This window comes from Blautia sp. HCP28S3_G10 (genome assembly GCF_052065235.1).
In the GTDB taxonomy this organism is placed as follows: Bacteria; Bacillota; Clostridia; order Lachnospirales; family Lachnospiraceae; genus Blautia_A.
The window spans coordinates 1-17,409 of the sequence record NZ_JBQHUL010000014.1; the positions used below are offsets into that span (position 1 = coordinate 1).

General features: G+C 39.4%; 11 protein-coding genes, 1 tRNA gene and 1 rRNA gene. All 13 read right to left on the minus strand.

Annotated features, from left to right (window positions below; translation table 11 throughout):
- Positions 1–382: ribosomal RNA gene (locus tag ACTNB8_RS07445) — 16S ribosomal RNA — on the minus strand; the annotation flags it as partial.
- A 304-nt stretch (positions 383–686) separates the two neighbouring features.
- Positions 687–774 (minus strand) — tRNA-Ser (locus tag ACTNB8_RS07450).
- Between the two features lie 159 nt (positions 775–933).
- Positions 934–1,653 (minus strand): lysophospholipid acyltransferase family protein, encoded by a 720-nt coding sequence (locus ACTNB8_RS07455; protein WP_441053596.1) that lies wholly within the window; start codon positions 1,651–1,653, stop codon positions 934–936.
- A gap of 51 nt (positions 1,654–1,704) precedes the next feature.
- Positions 1,705–2,517: a hypothetical protein gene (locus tag ACTNB8_RS07460; protein WP_441053597.1), complete on the minus strand. Its 813-nt coding sequence runs from the start codon at positions 2,515–2,517 to the stop codon at positions 1,705–1,707.
- Between the two features lie 18 nt (positions 2,518–2,535).
- Entirely contained in the window at positions 2,536–5,070 is a 2,535-nt protein-coding gene (gene gyrA, locus ACTNB8_RS07465; protein ID WP_441053599.1) for a DNA gyrase subunit A, read from the minus strand.
- A gap of 12 nt (positions 5,071–5,082) precedes the next feature.
- On the minus strand, positions 5,083–7,008 hold the full coding sequence (gene gyrB / locus ACTNB8_RS07470) for a DNA topoisomerase (ATP-hydrolyzing) subunit B (protein WP_441053600.1): 1,926 nt from the start codon (positions 7,006–7,008) through the stop codon (positions 5,083–5,085).
- Positions 7,009–7,202: 194 nt separating this feature from the next.
- Entirely contained in the window at positions 7,203–8,732 is a 1,530-nt protein-coding gene (locus ACTNB8_RS07475; RefSeq protein ID WP_441053602.1) for a pilin N-terminal domain-containing protein, read from the minus strand.
- A gap of 24 nt (positions 8,733–8,756) precedes the next feature.
- A complete protein-coding gene (locus ACTNB8_RS07480) occupies positions 8,757–9,650 on the minus strand; it encodes a class C sortase (protein ID WP_441053604.1) in 894 nt (297 codons plus the stop codon).
- A 3-nt stretch (positions 9,651–9,653) separates the two neighbouring features.
- A complete protein-coding gene (locus tag ACTNB8_RS07485) occupies positions 9,654–10,526 on the minus strand; it encodes a class C sortase (protein WP_441053606.1) in 873 nt (290 codons plus the stop codon).
- A gap of 101 nt (positions 10,527–10,627) precedes the next feature.
- Positions 10,628–12,187, minus strand: a complete 1,560-nt coding sequence (locus ACTNB8_RS07490) for a SpaA isopeptide-forming pilin-related protein (protein WP_441053608.1) — start codon at positions 12,185–12,187, stop codon at positions 10,628–10,630.
- Between the two features lie 77 nt (positions 12,188–12,264).
- Positions 12,265–16,443 carry a SpaA isopeptide-forming pilin-related protein gene (locus tag ACTNB8_RS07495; RefSeq protein WP_441053610.1) on the minus strand — a complete coding sequence of 1,393 codons (4,179 nt, stop codon included), beginning with the start codon at positions 16,441–16,443 and terminating at the stop codon, positions 12,265–12,267.
- Positions 16,444–16,545: 102 nt separating this feature from the next.
- A complete protein-coding gene (locus ACTNB8_RS07500; protein ID WP_441053612.1) occupies positions 16,546–17,013 on the minus strand; it encodes a hypothetical protein in 468 nt (155 codons plus the stop codon).
- Positions 17,013–17,195, minus strand: a complete 183-nt coding sequence (locus ACTNB8_RS07505) for a hypothetical protein (protein WP_441053614.1) — start codon at positions 17,193–17,195, stop codon at positions 17,013–17,015. Before ACTNB8_RS07505 ends, ACTNB8_RS07500 begins: the two co-directional genes overlap by 1 nt.
- Between the last annotated feature and the right edge of the window lie 214 nt (positions 17,196–17,409).

Below are 17,409 nucleotides of genomic sequence, written 5' to 3' on the forward strand. Positions count from 1 at the left end.
CAATATTCCCCACTGCTGCCTCCCGTAGGAGTCTGGGCCGTGTCTCAGTCCCAATGTGGCCGTTCACCCTCTCAGGCCGGCTATGGATCGTCGCCTTGGTGAGCCGTTACCTCACCAACTAGCTAATCCAACGCGGGTCCATCTTATACCACCGGAGTTTTTCACACCGGGCCATGCGGCCCTGTGCGCTTATGCGGTATTAGCAATCATTTCTGGTTGTTATCCCCCTGTATAAGGCAGGTTACCCACGCGTTACTCACCCGTCCGCCACTAGAAACAAATTAAATCGACCGAAGTTTCAATAATAGGTTTCCCGTTCGACTTGCATGTGTTAAGCACGCCGCCAGCGTTCATCCTGAGCCAGGATCAAACTCTCTGATAAAATGTTTGATTCCGGTCAGACAACACTTGGCTATCTTCCCGTTTTACTGTTTTAAGGTTTGTTCTTAAAAATTTAATTTAAAGAAATTTTCGAGAATCGTATGTGTTTCACTATTTAATTATCAAAGTTGTTTCTGTCTTATGACAGCTTATTTATTTTATCACAGTGTTTTTCATTTGTCAAGAACTTTTTTGAAGTTTTTTAAATGTTTTTCTGTGATTTGTTATCTCGCCGACAACTCGTTTACTTTATCACATTTACAAGTTGTTGTCAAGAACTTTTTTGAAGTTTTTTAAACTTCAAACGGAGAAGGAGGGATTTGAACCCTCGCGCCGGTTACCCGACCTATACCCTTAGCAGGGGCACCTCTTCGGCCTCTTGAGTACTTCTCCTGACTCCGAATTCATAATTCCTTATGCAATTTGAAGGCATTTCACTCCGAAACGCATTGTTAATTATACATAACGCTTTGCACATTGTCAACCACTTTTTTACAATTATTTAAATAAATTTCAGCCTGGGAGAAAATCCCCCAGGCTGTGTGTTTTTTATTACTTCCAACCACCATATTTCTGAATTGTTTCTTCAATTCTTTTCCTTACTTCTGCCGCAATTTCTGTAGATTTCATTTCTTTATACTCATCATACTGCAATGGTTCCAGGAAATGTACCTGTACAGTTAACGGATCTGCCGAACCAGTATCAAATGCCTTATAAGTATCTATCAGTGCAATCGGAACAATCGGGCATCTGGCTTTTATTGCTGCCTTGAAACTTCCCCCTTTGAATTCCTGAGGATGATTTCCATTTTTGCTTCTTGTTCCTTCTGCAAAAATAAGATAATTGCGTCCTTTTTTCACTTCTTTTGTTACATTAATGATCACTTGCATAGACTGCCGTATATCTTCTCTGTCAATTATATATGCTTTCATGCAGGCAAATACCTGTTTCAGAAACGGAACATTGCCAACCTCTTTCTTTGCTACTACAGAAAAAGGTGTCGGGCATACATCCAGAATTGCCAGCACATCATACAGACCCTGATGATTGGGATAAAACATAAATCCATCCTGATCCGGAATATTCTCTATGCCATAAGCTTTCACAGTAATATTACCGCCTTTGTTGGCACGCCGGTCTATTTTTTTCAGAAGAGCATAACGTTCTCCTTCCGTATATCTGTCTACATTTCTGGCATATTTGCACAGCATAAACCAGCCATAAGGAACAAACAGAATATTTCTCAACACCATCAAAATGATTCTTTTCACTCTGCCTACACTCCTTCTGCGCTGCTCATCAATTCAGGGCAGCTTCTTTAATTATTTCAGTTTAGATGCTATCTTCTCTTCATATCCCGGATTTTTCTTGATAAATTTGTCATAATCGGTTGCATACTGCTTATATGCATCTGTCTTCATAAACAATGCATACTTGGTTGCAGCCTGTTTACTCATATCATCTGTAATCTCAGATGTTGAAAGTACATAATACTTATTATTATCTTTTTTCTGTACCATATATGTACTTATGCACGGATAGCTCTGATTCTTATCCAGAACCAGATTATACGTAATATACATATAGGTATAGTTTCCATCTTTGTAGATAGAATCGCACTGACTGATTTCTATACTCTGCGGATTATGTGCCTGGAAATACTTAACCGTAGCATCAATTTCCTGCTGGAGATTATCATCAGCCTTTTTTACTCCATAGCAGTTCCTGATGCGGCTTTCTTTGCCTTTGTCATATGCTTCTATCAGATTCCTGACAACTCCATCTGGTGTTTTATGGTTAACCCCACAGCCTTTGACAGCAAAAATAATAACAATAAGTAAAATAATCAGCGCAACTCCCCCGGCGGCATATCTGCCAGGGATTCTGATATTTGGAAGTTTCAGGCGGGACCGGACTTTTCGCGATGTTTTTGAACTGTTTGTTCTGGAAACTCCTGTTCTTACTGTTCTTCCATTCTGAAGCTTTACATTTTTCATACCGGTTCTGGAATTAGACGGCCTTCTGCCGCCTGTTTCCAGAGCTGATCTTCTTACATTGGATTTTGAATGCCCGGTCTTACGTCTGCCGGCATCAGACCTGCGTCTGATATTTGTTGTGGCATTTTCCCTATCCATGATATTTTATTTTCCCCTTTATTCTTCTGTACTGTCCCCGTTTTCTTCTGTTTCTTCAGAAGAAGTTTCTTCTTCCGCCTGCTGATTGTCTTTATCTTCTTTTTTTTCACGGACTTTTGCAAAGCTTGCTACTGTAACACCATCAGACAGATTGATAAGTTTTACTCCTGATGTGATTCTGCCAAGAATTGAAATATCAGCACACTGCAGACGGATAATAATGCCTTCTGTAGTAATCATCATGATCTCATTTTCTTCGTTTACTGCTTTTGCACCGATAACATTACCTGTTTTTTCTGTTATCTTATAGCACTTGACACCTTTACCGCCTCTGTTCTGAGCAGTAAATTCGCTGATGGAAGTACGTTTACCCATACCGTTCTCAGATACAACCAGCAGATAATATCCCTGTGTATTCAACTGCATTGCAACAACTTCATCGCCATCTGCCAGATTGATTCCGCGAACACCCATAGAAACACGGCCTGTACTTCTGACATCACTCTCATTGAAGCGGATACACTGACCATATTTCGTTACAAGGATAATGTCTTTCTTATTATCTGTAGCTTTTACTTCGATCAGTTCATCATCATCCCGCAGGGAAATAGCTGCAAGCCCGATCTTACGCACATTTGCATAATCCTGAATCGGCGTTTTCTTGACAAGACCTTTTTTTGTAGCCATCATCAAATACTGGCCTTTTTCAAATTTATTGATCGGAATAACCGCTGTAATGCGTTCACCAGGCATAAGCTGAAGCAGATTTATGATTGCCGTACCTCTTGCAGTTCTTCCTGCTTCCGGAATCTCGTATGCTTTGAGTCTGTATACACGGCCGGTATTTGTAAAGAACATTACATAATGATGCGTTGTCGTCATCATCAGTTCTTCAATGTAATCATCATCCAGCGTCTGCATTCCCTTGATTCCTCTTCCGCCTCTGTTCTGGCTGCGGAAGTTATCAATAGTCATACGCTTAATATAGCCCAGTTTGGTCATTGTGATTACGGTATTTTCTCTCGGGATCATATCTTCCATGGAAATATCATAAGCATCAAAACCAATTGCTGTTCTTCTGTCATCGCCATATTTGTCGGCAATAGCAAGGATTTCTTCTCTGATAACACGAAGAAGGGTATTTCTGTCAGAAAGAATTGCTTTTAATTTGCGGATTTTTTCCATTAATTCCGCATATTCAGCTTCCAGTTTCTCTCTTTCCAAACCTGTCAGAGCACGAAGACGCATGTCAACGATTGCCTGTGCCTGCACATCTGTCAGTTCAAAACGATCCATTAATTCCTGTTTTGCAACCTGGACACTTCTTGATCCACGGATAATACGGATAACCTCGTCGATATTATCCAGAGCTTTCAGGAGACCTTCTAATATATGGGCACGCTCCTGTGCTTTATTGAGATCGTACTTTGTTCTTCTTGTAACTACATCTTCCTGATGCGCAAGATAATATTTCAGCATCTCCGGAAGTGAAAGAACCTTCGGCTCCAGATTTCCGTTTGTGGAAACAAGGCAGAGCATGATAACGCCAAAAGTATCCTGCAGCTGTGTATGTTTATAAAGCTGGTTCAGGACAACATTTGCGTTTGCGTCTTTGCGGAGATCAATACAGATACGCATACCTTCCCTGCTGGAATGGTCGTTCAGATCTGTAATTCCGTCAATTTTCTTGTCTCTTACCAGTTCGGCAATTTTTTCAATAAGACGGGCTTTATTTACCAGATATGGCAGTTCTGTAACAATAATACGTGACTTTCCGTTTGGAAGTGTTTCTATATTAGTCACTGCACGTACACGGATTTTGCCTCTTCCTGTACGATAAGCTTCCTCAATGCCTCTTGTACCGAGGATTGTTGCTCCTGTCGGGAAATCAGGTCCTTTTACGATCTCAAGAAGTTCTTCAATCGTAGTCTCTCTCTGTTCCTCAATCGTATTGTCAATAATCTTAACAACTGCATTGATAACCTCTCTCAGGTTATGAGGAGGAATGTTTGTGGCCATACCTACAGCAATACCTGAAGTTCCGTTTACCAGAAGGTTCGGATAACGTGAAGGCAGTACTACAGGCTCTCTTTCTGTTTCATCAAAGTTCGGCTGGAAATCTACAGTATCTTTGTTAATATCTGCAAGCATTTCCATGGAAATTTTGCTGAGTCGTGCTTCTGTATATCGCATGGCCGCAGCACCATCCCCATCCACTGAGCCAAAGTTTCCATGTCCGTCTACCAGTGGATATCTGGTTGACCAGTCCTGCGCCATATTGACCAGCGCACCATAAATAGAACTATCTCCATGCGGATGATATTTACCCATGGTATCACCAACGATACGGGCACATTTACGATGTGGCTTATCCGGACCGTTGTTCAGCTCGATCATGGAATACAGTACTCGTCTCTGTACCGGTTTCAGACCATCTCTTACATCCGGAAGGGCACGGGAAGCGATAACACTCATGGCGTAATCTATATAAGACTTCTCCATAGTCTTCTGGAGATCCACCTCGTGAATCTTGTCAAAAATATTGTCTTCCATTTATTTATTCTCCTAGATATCCAGATTTTCTACAAATTTCGCATTTTCTTCAATAAATTCACGCCTTGGCTCTACCTTATCTCCCATAAGAGTGGTAAATGTCAGATCGATTTCTGAAGTGGCAGCCTCATCCATGGTGACTTTCAGAAGAATACGTTTCTCAGGATCCATAGTTGTTTCCCAGAGCTGGTCCGCATCCATTTCACCAAGACCTTTGTAACGCTGGATTTTGTTATTATTATCTCGTCCGATTTCTTCAAGGATACGGTTCAGTTCCGCATCATCATATGCATACCAGACCTTTTTATTTTTTTCAACTTTGTACAGTGGCGGCTGAGCCAGATATACATATCCCTGTCTGATCAGCTCAGGCATGAATCTGTAAAGGAAAGTCAGCAGCAATGTTGCAATATGTGCGCCATCTACATCGGCATCTGTCATAATGATGATTTTGTGGTAACGAAGTTTGCTGATGTCAAAGTCTTCATGAATACCTGTACCAAATGCTGTGATCATTGCCTTGATCTCTGCATTTCCATAGATTCTGTCCAGACGGGCTTTCTCTACATTGAGGATTTTTCCTCTAAGAGGAAGGATTGCCTGTGTGGCACGATTTCGTGCAGTCTTGGCTGAACCACCGGCGGAATCACCCTCTACAATATAAATCTCACAGTTTTCCGGATTTTTGTCGGAGCAGTCTGCAAGTTTTCCCGGAAGTGACATTCCGTCCAGAGCTGATTTTCTTCTGGTAAGATCCCTCGCCTTACGTGCGGCTTCTCTCGCTCTCTGGGCAAGCACAGATTTCTCTACGGTTGCTTTTGCCACAGCAGGATTCTGTTCAAGGAAAATCTCCAGCTGTCTGCTTACAACAAAATCTACGGCACCTCTTGCCTCACTGTTTCCAAGTTTCTGCTTCGTCTGTCCCTCAAACTGAGGTTCCTCAATCTTGACACTGACAATTGCTGTAAGGCCCTCTCTGATATCGTCACCGCTCAAATTCGGCTCATTATCTTTCAGAAGCTTATTCTTTCTTGCATAGTCATTAAAAGTCTTTGTAAGGGCATTACGGAAACCCACGATATGTGTTCCACCCTCCGGTGTATTGATGTTATTTACAAATCCATAACTGTTTTCTGTATAGGAATCATTGTGCTGCATGGCAACTTCAACCATGACACCATCCTTTTCACCTTCACAGTAAATAATTTCTGGATATAACGCTTCTTTGCTTTTGTTCAGATAGGAAACAAACTCACGAATACCGCCCTCATAATGGAAAGTGGTTTCTTTCTTTGATTCTTCTCTTGTATCTTTCAGTATGATCTTGAGACCTTTTGTAAGAAAAGCCATCTCGCGGAGACGCTGTTTCAGAATATCATAATCATAAACTGTTTCTTCAAAAATTTCTTTGTCCGGAAGGAATGTTACTGTTGTACCGGATTTATCCGCCGCACATTCTCCGATTTCTTTAAGAGGATACATTGTATGTCCTCTTTCATATCTCTGTTTATATTCTTTACCATCACGATAAATCTGAACTTCCAGCCATTCTGATAATGCATTTACAACGGAAGCACCAACACCGTGGAGTCCACCTGATACCTTGTATCCTCCACCGCCGAATTTACCGCCGGCATGAAGAATCGTAAATACAACTTCTACTGCCGGAATTCCTGCTTTGTGGTTAATGCCTACCGGAATACCTCTTCCGTTATCAACAACAGTAATAGAATTATCTGGATTGATTATTACCTGGATTTCTGTACAATACCCTGCCAGAGCTTCATCTACTGCATTATCTACGATCTCGTATACAAGATGATGAAGGCCGCGGCTTGATGTACTTCCAATATACATACCCGGTCTTTTACGAACAGCTTCCAGACCTTCAAGAATCTGGATCTGATCTGCTCCGTACTCTGTATTTTCTCCGCCCATTTGTTTCCTCCTGTTATTCTATATTTGATGCAGCTTTTCTTTTATAACGGCTGCTATTTGATAAATATTATACCTGTTTTTGCGCATAATACGGCACAATAATACTAATTTATTATAGCACAAAAGCTGAGTTGTGTAAAACAAAAAGAAGGATCCGCAGTCAGATCCTTCTTTGTATTTATATGCATTTCTGATTATTTCTGTTTTTTGGTTCTGTAAACAAATACTCCTATCAGAAGCGCAGATCCGATAAGTAATAATCCCCAGAAAGCAGGATTGGAATTATCACCTGTCTTAACCGGTTTCTGTGATGTAGAACCGCTGTTGTCAGTCCGTGCCGGATTTCCGCCATTACCGCTGCCATTGTCACCGGATCCTCCCGGTTCTGTTGTCGGTGTTGCTGTAGCATTTTTATTCTTGCTGTTCGTGATCGTAATACTGCCTCTGTACTGCTTACTTTCTTCCAGTTTCACATCTCCTTCACCGCTGATCTGATATGGAAAATCATCAGCATTCAGGATATTACCATCTTTGTCGGTTTCTTTTACTACATAGGTCACGCTGTCCGGCATCTGATTTTCTTCAAACGGAATTGTTACAGTAACTGTATCATTCTGCTTCAGTTCCACATTCTGTACAAGCTTCATTGAGCCATTTTGGTTACTGAATACACCAGCATAGAATGTATCATCTGTAGTTGTTTCCTGTCCGTCTACGAGTACACGTTTCGTGATGCTGATACGTCCGCTCAGATAGTATCCATCCGGCAGATAGTAATAATTGTTATTTACATAGGAAACAGCCTGTGGTGAAGACTGATCAACTGATGCACTGTTGTTTTCAGTTTCTGATTTATCAGTAACTGTATAATAATAACTTTTTCCACCGGATACTTCCATTGCCTTGTTTATTTCCATCGGCTTGTTATTCTCATCCAGTTCAAAAATATAATATGTGCCATCCGGTACATTATTATAAGTTGCTGTACCTGAATTTGCATTTTTGATATTTATTGATTTGATATAATCACTGCCAAATGGAATCGTGCCCTCTTTATCAAGGAAAAGTCCGATTTTAAATGTCGCATCACTTGCATTCATTGGTATCTGACCAAAATTACTCATATCGATATAATACAGTCTCTTTGTTACTGTAATGCCTGTGCTGAATTTATTAATCTCAGCCTTCGGATAAGCCTGAACATTATAAACCCAACCTTCATCTGTGGCAAATGGAACAGAAAGCAACATAGGTGTTACAGTTGCTGTGCTGTTTGCATCTCCAACAATCAGATACATACCTTCTTCAAGATCAGCGTATGTTATTTTTCCCTGCAGATCTGATACCTTTTCTGTAGCAGTCTGTGATGTTGCAGAAACAGCAGAGACAAGCTTCTCAGCAGCTGAGTACCAGTCACTGGCACTTTTCAGTTTTTCAAAATCAACTCCTGACGATGATAATTCACTGTTGATAATGAAATGCACATTTCCATCAAATGATACACTTCCCACCTTATAAAGTTTCAGTTTTACACCTGCAATCGGTGCGCTGCCTGTTCCTTCAGAATTCTGCTCCTGGATGGTCAGATCAAAGCTGCCTTTTTTTCCCTGTTCATAAGAATCTGCCCGAACGATTCCTGCAAAACAGTTTACCAGTATAAGCATCATTCCCAGACAAGCCAGTATTCTGTTCAAATATTTTCCTTTCCTTTTGCGCTGTTTCACTACGATCGGCCTCCTTGCTGATTCTTATTCTTTATATTCTTCTTTATGTTCTGTATTCTTCTTTTTTCTGCTTTTCCGTCGAACCACCAGATAAATGATGATAATAAGGATTATCAGTACTGCCAGTCCCACAAGCATGATCTTCACCGGATCAATTTTTGCCAGTTTCTGCATGGTCGGTTCTTCTTCGGTTTCTTCTTCCACATAATCCGTACGGATTCCTCTTACAAGAAGTCTGTGTGAGTTTACACCATAAGGAGTACAGGTGACAAGCGTTACATGGTCTTCACCGGGAATCGTGTCCAGTTCACTGGTCTCTTCCGGCAAAACTGTCTTGATCTGATCAACTTTATAGGCAAGAGTCTTGTCCAGTACATGGATCAGGAAAATATCTCCCTCCTCCATCTGGTCAAGATCTGTAAAAATCTTTGCACTCGGAAGTCCTCTGTGACCGGCAAGTACTGCGTGAGTACTTTCTCCTCCGATCGGAAGACTTGTGCCTTCCACATGTCCCACACCTTTTTCCAGGACATCTTTTCCAAGTCCATGATAAATAGCAAGAACCACATCCAATTTCGGAATTTCAATACTTCCCATAAGTCCATCACCATTTGGATCAAGAACTTCATCATAAGGATGACTCAGTACATAATCATCTTCCTCTGAAAAAGCATCTACAATAACGTTTGTCGGATGTTCCGTATTATATTCTTCTGCATCCTGCCAGAGTTTGTCATACTGATCATTGGAAAGATTTTCGACTGATGAATTGTATTTACTGACAAGCAGTGCATTTCTGTACTGATTCCACAGATCACTGATCGTCGGATATGTAAAAATCCCCGCACCTACAAGAAACACCAGTGCAATAAATATATTAACAATCTTCGAACTTTTTTTCTTTGATTTTTTTTTCATACTTTATTTTCTGCGTGTCTTTTTATTTTTATGTTTTTTATTTTCCAGCCTTGATGCTGCTTTTACAATTATAACAGCAATTACTATTCCAATCACTATGCAGAGAAGAAGCATAAATTTGTTCGGATTTCCTGATAATACTGACTTCTGCTCATTCTTTTCGATTTCTTTTGCAGCTTCGTATGTAGTACGATGGCCACGAACCAGAATCCTGTGAGTATTCACTGCATATGGTGTACAGGTAACAAGTGTCACATAATCCTTACCTTCTTCAATTCCAAGAGAATCTGTCTCTTCCGGAAGAACGGTAAGTATCTGATCTACTTCATATGCAAGTGTCTGATCAAGTACATGGAGGTAAAAAACATCGCCTTCTTTGACCAGATTCAGGTCAGTGAATAATTTGGCACTTGGAAGTCCTCTGTGTGCTGACAGAATACAGTGAGTGTTTTCGCCTCCAACAGGAAGACTGCTGCCGAAGAGATGTCCTGCTCCCTTTTGCAGGGATTCTTCTGTTGTATAATGATAGATGGGGATTGTCTCGCCTATAACGGGGATCTCGACATAACCCATCATTCCGTCTCCGTTAAGATTCAGGAGTGACTCGTATTCTGGATCTGTCTGTCCGTCTCTTACGGAAAAAGCATCCGGTACACTTTCCTGTTTTATCTGTTCGTTGTATTTCTGTGCTGCCTCCCACATACTGTTCAGTGTATCTGAATTGTCCTCGGAAACAACACTGCTGCTGTATTTGCTGATCAGAAGTCTGTCTCTGTGTTTATTCCAGGCATCGCTGACCATCGGATACAGCAGTATGGACAGACCTATCAGAAACAGTAATACCAGTCCAATATATTTCCTTTTATTCTTTCTCATAGGGTTCTCCATACTGTTGTATTATTACCGTTTCCGGCCTCCGAAGAGGCCGGCCGGTAAATTGATTATTTATTATGGGGGAATGTTGTTACTGTAACTTATTATTCTTCAGAAGATTTTTTGCGGCTGATGATGAATGCACCTGCTGCGCAAGCCATAAGTACAACACCTGCGATTGTGAAGATGTATGTACCCATACCACCTGTAGAAGGAAGCTGACCTACTTTGGTGTTCTGGATTTCTACACGTTTATTAATGGTTGTAACTTCTTTTGTATAATCACCTATATCAGTTGTTTTTACTATATTTCCATCTTTATCCAGTTCGTCTATAGTGATTTTATAAGATTTAAGTACTTTTTTACCTGTTTCTGCTGCATCACTTTCATATGTAGGTGTAATAGTAATTCTGTATACCGTTGTATTCAGTGTATAAGATGCAGGTGCTTCTGTTTCTGTTAAATAATAAGTTCCTGCTGCAAGGCCTTTGAAAATAATCAGACCATCGCCTCTTGTTGCATCGCCTTTTGTTGTAACATCAGTTTTAATTGGGTTTCTTACTGTCTTGGTTGTTTTGTCATAATCTTTGTATAATGTAAATTTTGCGCCTGCTAATGGTTTTTCGCCAGTTTCATCAACTTTAAGGAACTGTCCGTTGATATCGAAAGTATATGTATTGGTTTTAGTCTCTTTATAAGTTGTAGAGCCATCCGGGTTATTTGTATAATCTACTTTAGCTTCATTCTTTGCAGGATTCCATGTTGTTGCAGCAGCTGTAACTGTTGCGGTATATGTTACTGTTACTGTTCTCTCTGCATCTGTCAGATCTGCAAGACCTTTAATATAAGCTGATTTAAATATGATATTAAATCCTGTTTCTGTTTTTTCAAAACTATATTTGTCTGTTCCAGAAATTTCAGTTTCTGCCAGTTTTACTACAGGAGTGCCTTTGAGTTCCAGATTTGTTAATGTATCTGTGATTTTATAAGTTACATCTGTTGTATATTGTGAGCTGTAAGAAGGAATCACGCCTGTGATTGTAAAGTTTACATCTTCACCATGTGCTGCTGTATCTTTATTTGCGACTTTGTCGATTGTGATGTCAGTTTCTTTTGCGTATGCTACTCCACCAACAAGATCCCATTTTTTATCACTAGCATTAAGAAGTCCACCTGTTACAGTTCCATCCTCAGTTGCATAATAAACACTGACTATCATCGGGTTGTAAACTTTTGTTCCACCGCTAACCAGTAATAACCATGTACCTACAGTTAATTCTTTATTATCTTCAACTTTAAATGTCTCATCAGCCGCAATATTGTTTTTATTAATATAACTAACAATATCAGTTAAATCAGTCTGACTGATATTCAATATATCTGTTCCATCCTTTTCTACAAATAACGGAGCATCTTTTTTACCTGACTTTTTTGCTAAATCAGTCCAGTCAAATCCTATGAATCCATTTCCAGGTTTGTAAACACCATCAACGACCTGATATGCCTTGATAGTTACTCCTGCCTCAAGGCCATTAATTGTTACCTGTGCCGAATCATCTTCGCTTGGTACATCACCAGTTGCTGCAAATACTGCTGTGCACATGGACAGTACCATAATTGCTGCCATTAATAATGCACTGATCTTTTTAAAATATTTTTTCATTATATTGTCCTCCTGACATTTTCTTTTTTGTTTCTCCTTCCGGCAGTCTTAAGTTGTTTCTTAAGACTGCCCTTCAATCAATGGGTGCTTCTGCAGGCTTCGTCCTCCTTTCGTTTATTTTTTATAAACAACAGGAGTGCAGCTGTCAAAATAGCCACGCCACTGATTGTAAACCCGTAAGTTCCTGATCCGCCGGAGCTTGGAAGGCTGTAAACCTTGGTATTTTCAATAGGAAATTCTCCGGTGTCATTTGCTGTTACATTTTTTCCATTAAATGTAATATTAATATCTTTATTATCTTTTACTTCTATCATCCAGTCTTTTGCTGCCAGTGTATATGTTGTTGGAGCTTTTGTCTCTCTTAAAATATACTTTCCTGGCGTAAGACCTGTGACAGTTGCCTGCCCGTTTGCATCTGTAGTGATATTTTCTTTTACCATACCACCCGGCTGGTCATCTCCGTCATTCTTGTAAAGAGTAAATACTGCATTCTGTAATTTAACATTGTGATTATTTGTGTCAACCTTCAGCAGTTTCAGATCAGCAGTAATTAATTCATTTGTTACTGTTACAAGAGCGTTTTTATTTAATTCAATTGTTCCTGAAATTCCCTCTGTATTGTTAGATATTAACGTTGCATTTTCCAGTGTATATTCAGGTGTTGTAACATATTTACTTGCATCAATGCCCGTTTCCTGAACCAGGAATTCCGTACCTGACAGGATCTGTGTAATGGAAGCAGTATAACCTGCAGGAACACCGGAAATAATTCCTTCTGCTGAAGTCTGTCCGCATGGTCCTTCACTTGTTTTTACTAATTTGCCAGAATTATTATAGCAATAATAATTATCATTTGAATCCTGTAAGTAATATGGTCCGACATAAGGTATCAGATTTCCATTTGCATCATTTAACATAACCTTGAAATTAAAGGTATCTGTTACTTCAACATTATTTTTGATTTTCTTTGTAATTCTCAGTTCACGTTGATTCGCTACCGAACAGTTATTTGTGAATAGGATATATGGTCTGTCGGAAACAGAAGCAGCTCCTGATGTTATGTTCCCATCCTGATTTGTAACTGTTGTACCATTAATAGTAACCTTATCATATTCTGCGGACTTTACTCCAATTTCCTCAACCTTGTACTTACGATTTTCCTGTAGTCCGGAGAAAACTGCCTTCTGTCCTGGCTTCAGTTTGAAGGTTCCATTATCTGAGAAAGTTAATGTACCTCCGTCACTTCCGTCCGCATTTACCAACTTTGCATTTGATGTTATAATATCGTAGCTATTCTCATAATATGTTTCATTGTTTGTTTCTGAATCCGTATTTTGAATTCTCTGTGCAGTTAATCTGAACTCAAATTCAACATTTGCATATTTTTCTTTGTCTGTATTGCTCAGCTGCTTCTCCACTGTGACTGATTTTGACGGGATTGTCGGCAGATTAAACTTTACTTTAAGATTAGATGCACCAGCTCCTCGTTCCATATAGAACATTGTCATTGTATGTGCCGTATAATCGTCAAAAATATTTCCGTTCCAACTGACTGAATTTCCTTTATTAGCCTTTTGAAACTGTTTTTTCAAAGTAGTGCTGAGATTTGCTACATTTTGGCCAAGATTTTCCACCCACACTTCACCGGTTGAAAAATCTATATAACCGCTTCGTGCATCGTGGCAGCCACCCATATCCAGCACGAGAACACCATCAATATATACCCACAGGTCATCATCACCTGTAAATTCATATCTCATAGCCTGTCCATTATTTATTCCATTTTTAGCCTGTACAAATTTTGTATCAAGCTGCATTGCAAAATAATAGTCTGGATTCTGATCCGGATAATACAATTTTTCATCATAGCGTGAATATGTTGATGCTAACTTATTTCCACTACTATCATAAAGATTTTTATTTTTACTCTCTACTTTTTTTTCAAATGTATTATATGGGAGGAAATTTCCTCTGTTATAATAAAATTCATCTTTTTTATCTTTTTCCGGAGTTGTTAATTCTGTAAAAACTTTGAAATTTCTATTTTCCTGTAGTGAAGCTCCCGTCTCTCCTGAATTATAATAGAAATATCCCTCTGAGTTATATACATCTTCCAGGAAAAGATGATTCACTGATGATGCATTTTTATAAAGATCTGCAAAATTAGCTCCATTCTTAAATGTAGGATATCCATTTCTTCCCAGTGTGTTACTCAGTATTCCCTGCTTTACATTACGTCCAGCTACACTAGCACTCCATGTATTTCCACTGAACTGCTGGCTTGAGTAATTAACCATTTTCATGGTTACACCTTTGTCTGTTGAATCAATAGTATTCACAGTATGAAGTTTATTGTTATCAGCTGCATATTCTGCTATCTCTTCATTTAACCATGCTACTGTAAATGTAGAAAAGCTGTCTGTTTCAAATTCAGCTTTCTGAACTTCTCCATTTTCATTAGTTTCAATGTTAGCAACTCCGTTCTGAGTCATATCTACGACTTTCTGAACCTGACCATCTGCATCTTCTACAAGATGCATTACAGCAATCTTGGAAGTTGTTGTTGTCTCAGTACCATCTGTTGTTTTTTCAGCAATACTTCCATCTGAAATTTCCTGCTCGTCATTTTCCTCAGCATTGATTTCATTAACTTCTTCCACCTGCTCTGCATTCTGTACTGACTCAGGTGCGGTTGCCTGCAGGTAGGAGATTGAAACTTTTACGGTTCCGTCTGCGGGTTCGATTTTCTCTCCGTCGCTGTTCTGGAAATAAATGTCATAAGCAAGGAATCCGGCAATTTCATAACCATCATTCTGTGCTTTTTCATTTAATCTTGTTTCTGTGTCGGAATACTGATCTGTTCCTTTTTCGATGGTATTTACCATCAGCTCTGCATCTTCCGGGATAACTCCGGCTTCTGTAGTTGCTGTTATTTCCACAAGGTCATTGATTTTCTTTGTGAATGTTAATGTACCAGCTTCTTCTACTTCAACTTCTTCGCTGCCTGTTTCCTTTGTCGTTAATTCTTCTTCCTCTTCTGTCGGTTCTTCTATGATCTCTTCTTCCTGATTTTCTCCAACAACTGCTGCCATATCACTTCTTACGTAAACAATTGTTCCGTCATATGTAACCTTGTACCAGTTACTTCCGTCTTCTGCTGTAACTGTTTCCAGAAGCGGGAGCTGTGTTCCTGTGTTTGCTGTTGCAATCACTTCGGCTTCTGTTGAAGGTGCTGTCCGAAGATTTACTTCGTCAGCTGTGATCTCGATTGTTCCGATCGGAGCCTGTTCCGGTATCTGCTCTGTATTCTGATCCGGTGTTTCGTCCGGCTGTGATTCCTGATTCTGATTTTCTCCGTTATTATCTTCTGCCTGAGCTGTTTCTTTGCTGTTCCATGCAAAAGCTACTGTCGCTGTATCTGCTGACTGAAATTCTGCTTTCTGGAGCTGTCTGCTTTCATTCATTTCAAATGCAAGTTTGTGATCTTCTGCATTCAGCTCAATGAATTCCATTTCAGATGTTTCAGTATTCTTACGGATCTTTACTGCTGTAACTGTTGTGTTTTCCGGATCTGCAAGTTCCGGTGAAACAGGTTCTGTATACTGGAAACTGTACTGAACTGTTCTGTTTGGTTCTACAGGATTTCCTTCACTGTCTGTAAAGGATACATTATAAGTAAGAAATCCGTCCAACTTCGTTTCTTTGTTCTGTGCCAGCGATGTGAGTACATTTTCTACTGCTGTATACTGTTCTGTTTCTTTTTCTACAGGAGTTACATTCAGTTCTGCTCCCTCAGGTAATGTACCGGCTTCTGCTTCTGCTTTGACCTCAACAGTGTCGTTATTGATAAGCTTCGTATAAGTCACTGTTTCCGGCTGAACTGTTTCTTCGTCATCACCCGCAGAAAAATCAGCAGCTTCTTCTGCTGCCTCAAGGTTTTCTTCCTGAACTGTTTCTGCCGGTGTGTCGGTGAAATCATCTTCAAAGTCTACATTAACTTCTGAACTGTCCTGCGATATTTCCTGTGGATATTCTTCTGTACTGCCAGTCTCTGCTGCATTTTCAACAGTATCAACGTTCTCTGTATCCAGCGATATTTCATCGTCAAAAGAATTCGCCCTTGATAAGCCTGTATCAAGAATAACTGTTGAACATACCAGAAGGATCACACACATAAGGCTTATTGCCCTGTACTGCCAACTGTGTTTCCGGCCTCCTGCTCCTTTTTTTACTTTTCTGTTTTTTTCTTTTTTCATATATACATCTCCCGCTTTCTTATAAGAGATTTTTTTCATTTAAATTTGATAAGTTTATTATATCAACCAAACTGTTTCGTAAACTCTTTCGTGACCTCTGTTTTAGATAAATTTAGTAAAATTTTTCTCAGTTCTCGCACTGTTATCAATAATTTTCATCAATTCCAATTCACTGTAAAAATTTTCCCTTTTTCCAGTGTCCACGTAATATACACTTCCCTGCCATGTTGCCTTCTGTCTGAACCTGACATAAACTACAAGTGTATCTTTTTTTCCTCTGTTTTTGAGAATTTTTTCTCTTTCATCTATTTCCGGAAGTTCTGTTTTACATTTTGAACATTTATTGTTTTCATCATTTTTACTATAGGATCTAAGTTTGACAGAATGCTGAGGATAATTAATTCCGTTCATCAGTTCTCCCATCAATCTAAACATCTCATGTACATTTCTGAATTCAATTGCCTCTTCCTTATAAAAGCAGTACATTCTTCCCTGTTTTTCATTTCCGTCTGCACTGTCAATACAGATATTAATCAGATTAGGAGCAGAAATATTAATTGTCTCCTGCATTATTTTTCCTCCATATTCAATGCGCTGTCTATCAGTTTTATCAGTTCCAGTGCGCTGCGAAACTGCTTTTTTCTATTTTCTTCTGCCCAGGTTACTTCTCCCTGCCATGTTGCATTCTCGCAATGTTTTACATGTACTACAAATGTCCCTGTCTGCTTTTTTTCTTTTTTATTATTTTCCAAGTCTGTCCCCCCAATTCAGCCTTCTCATCTATCTCTGTGTTGCTTATAATTCTTTCATAATATGTTATAAATTATAGCATTTACACTCTTTCTTTATCTCTTTCTTTATCTCTTTCTTCTGCGGTTTTCTGACAAAAAGGATTATTTTTTCAATATTACTTAATCCTTAAAAATAAAAAAGCACGCCGTGCTCCTTATTTAAAGAATACACGAC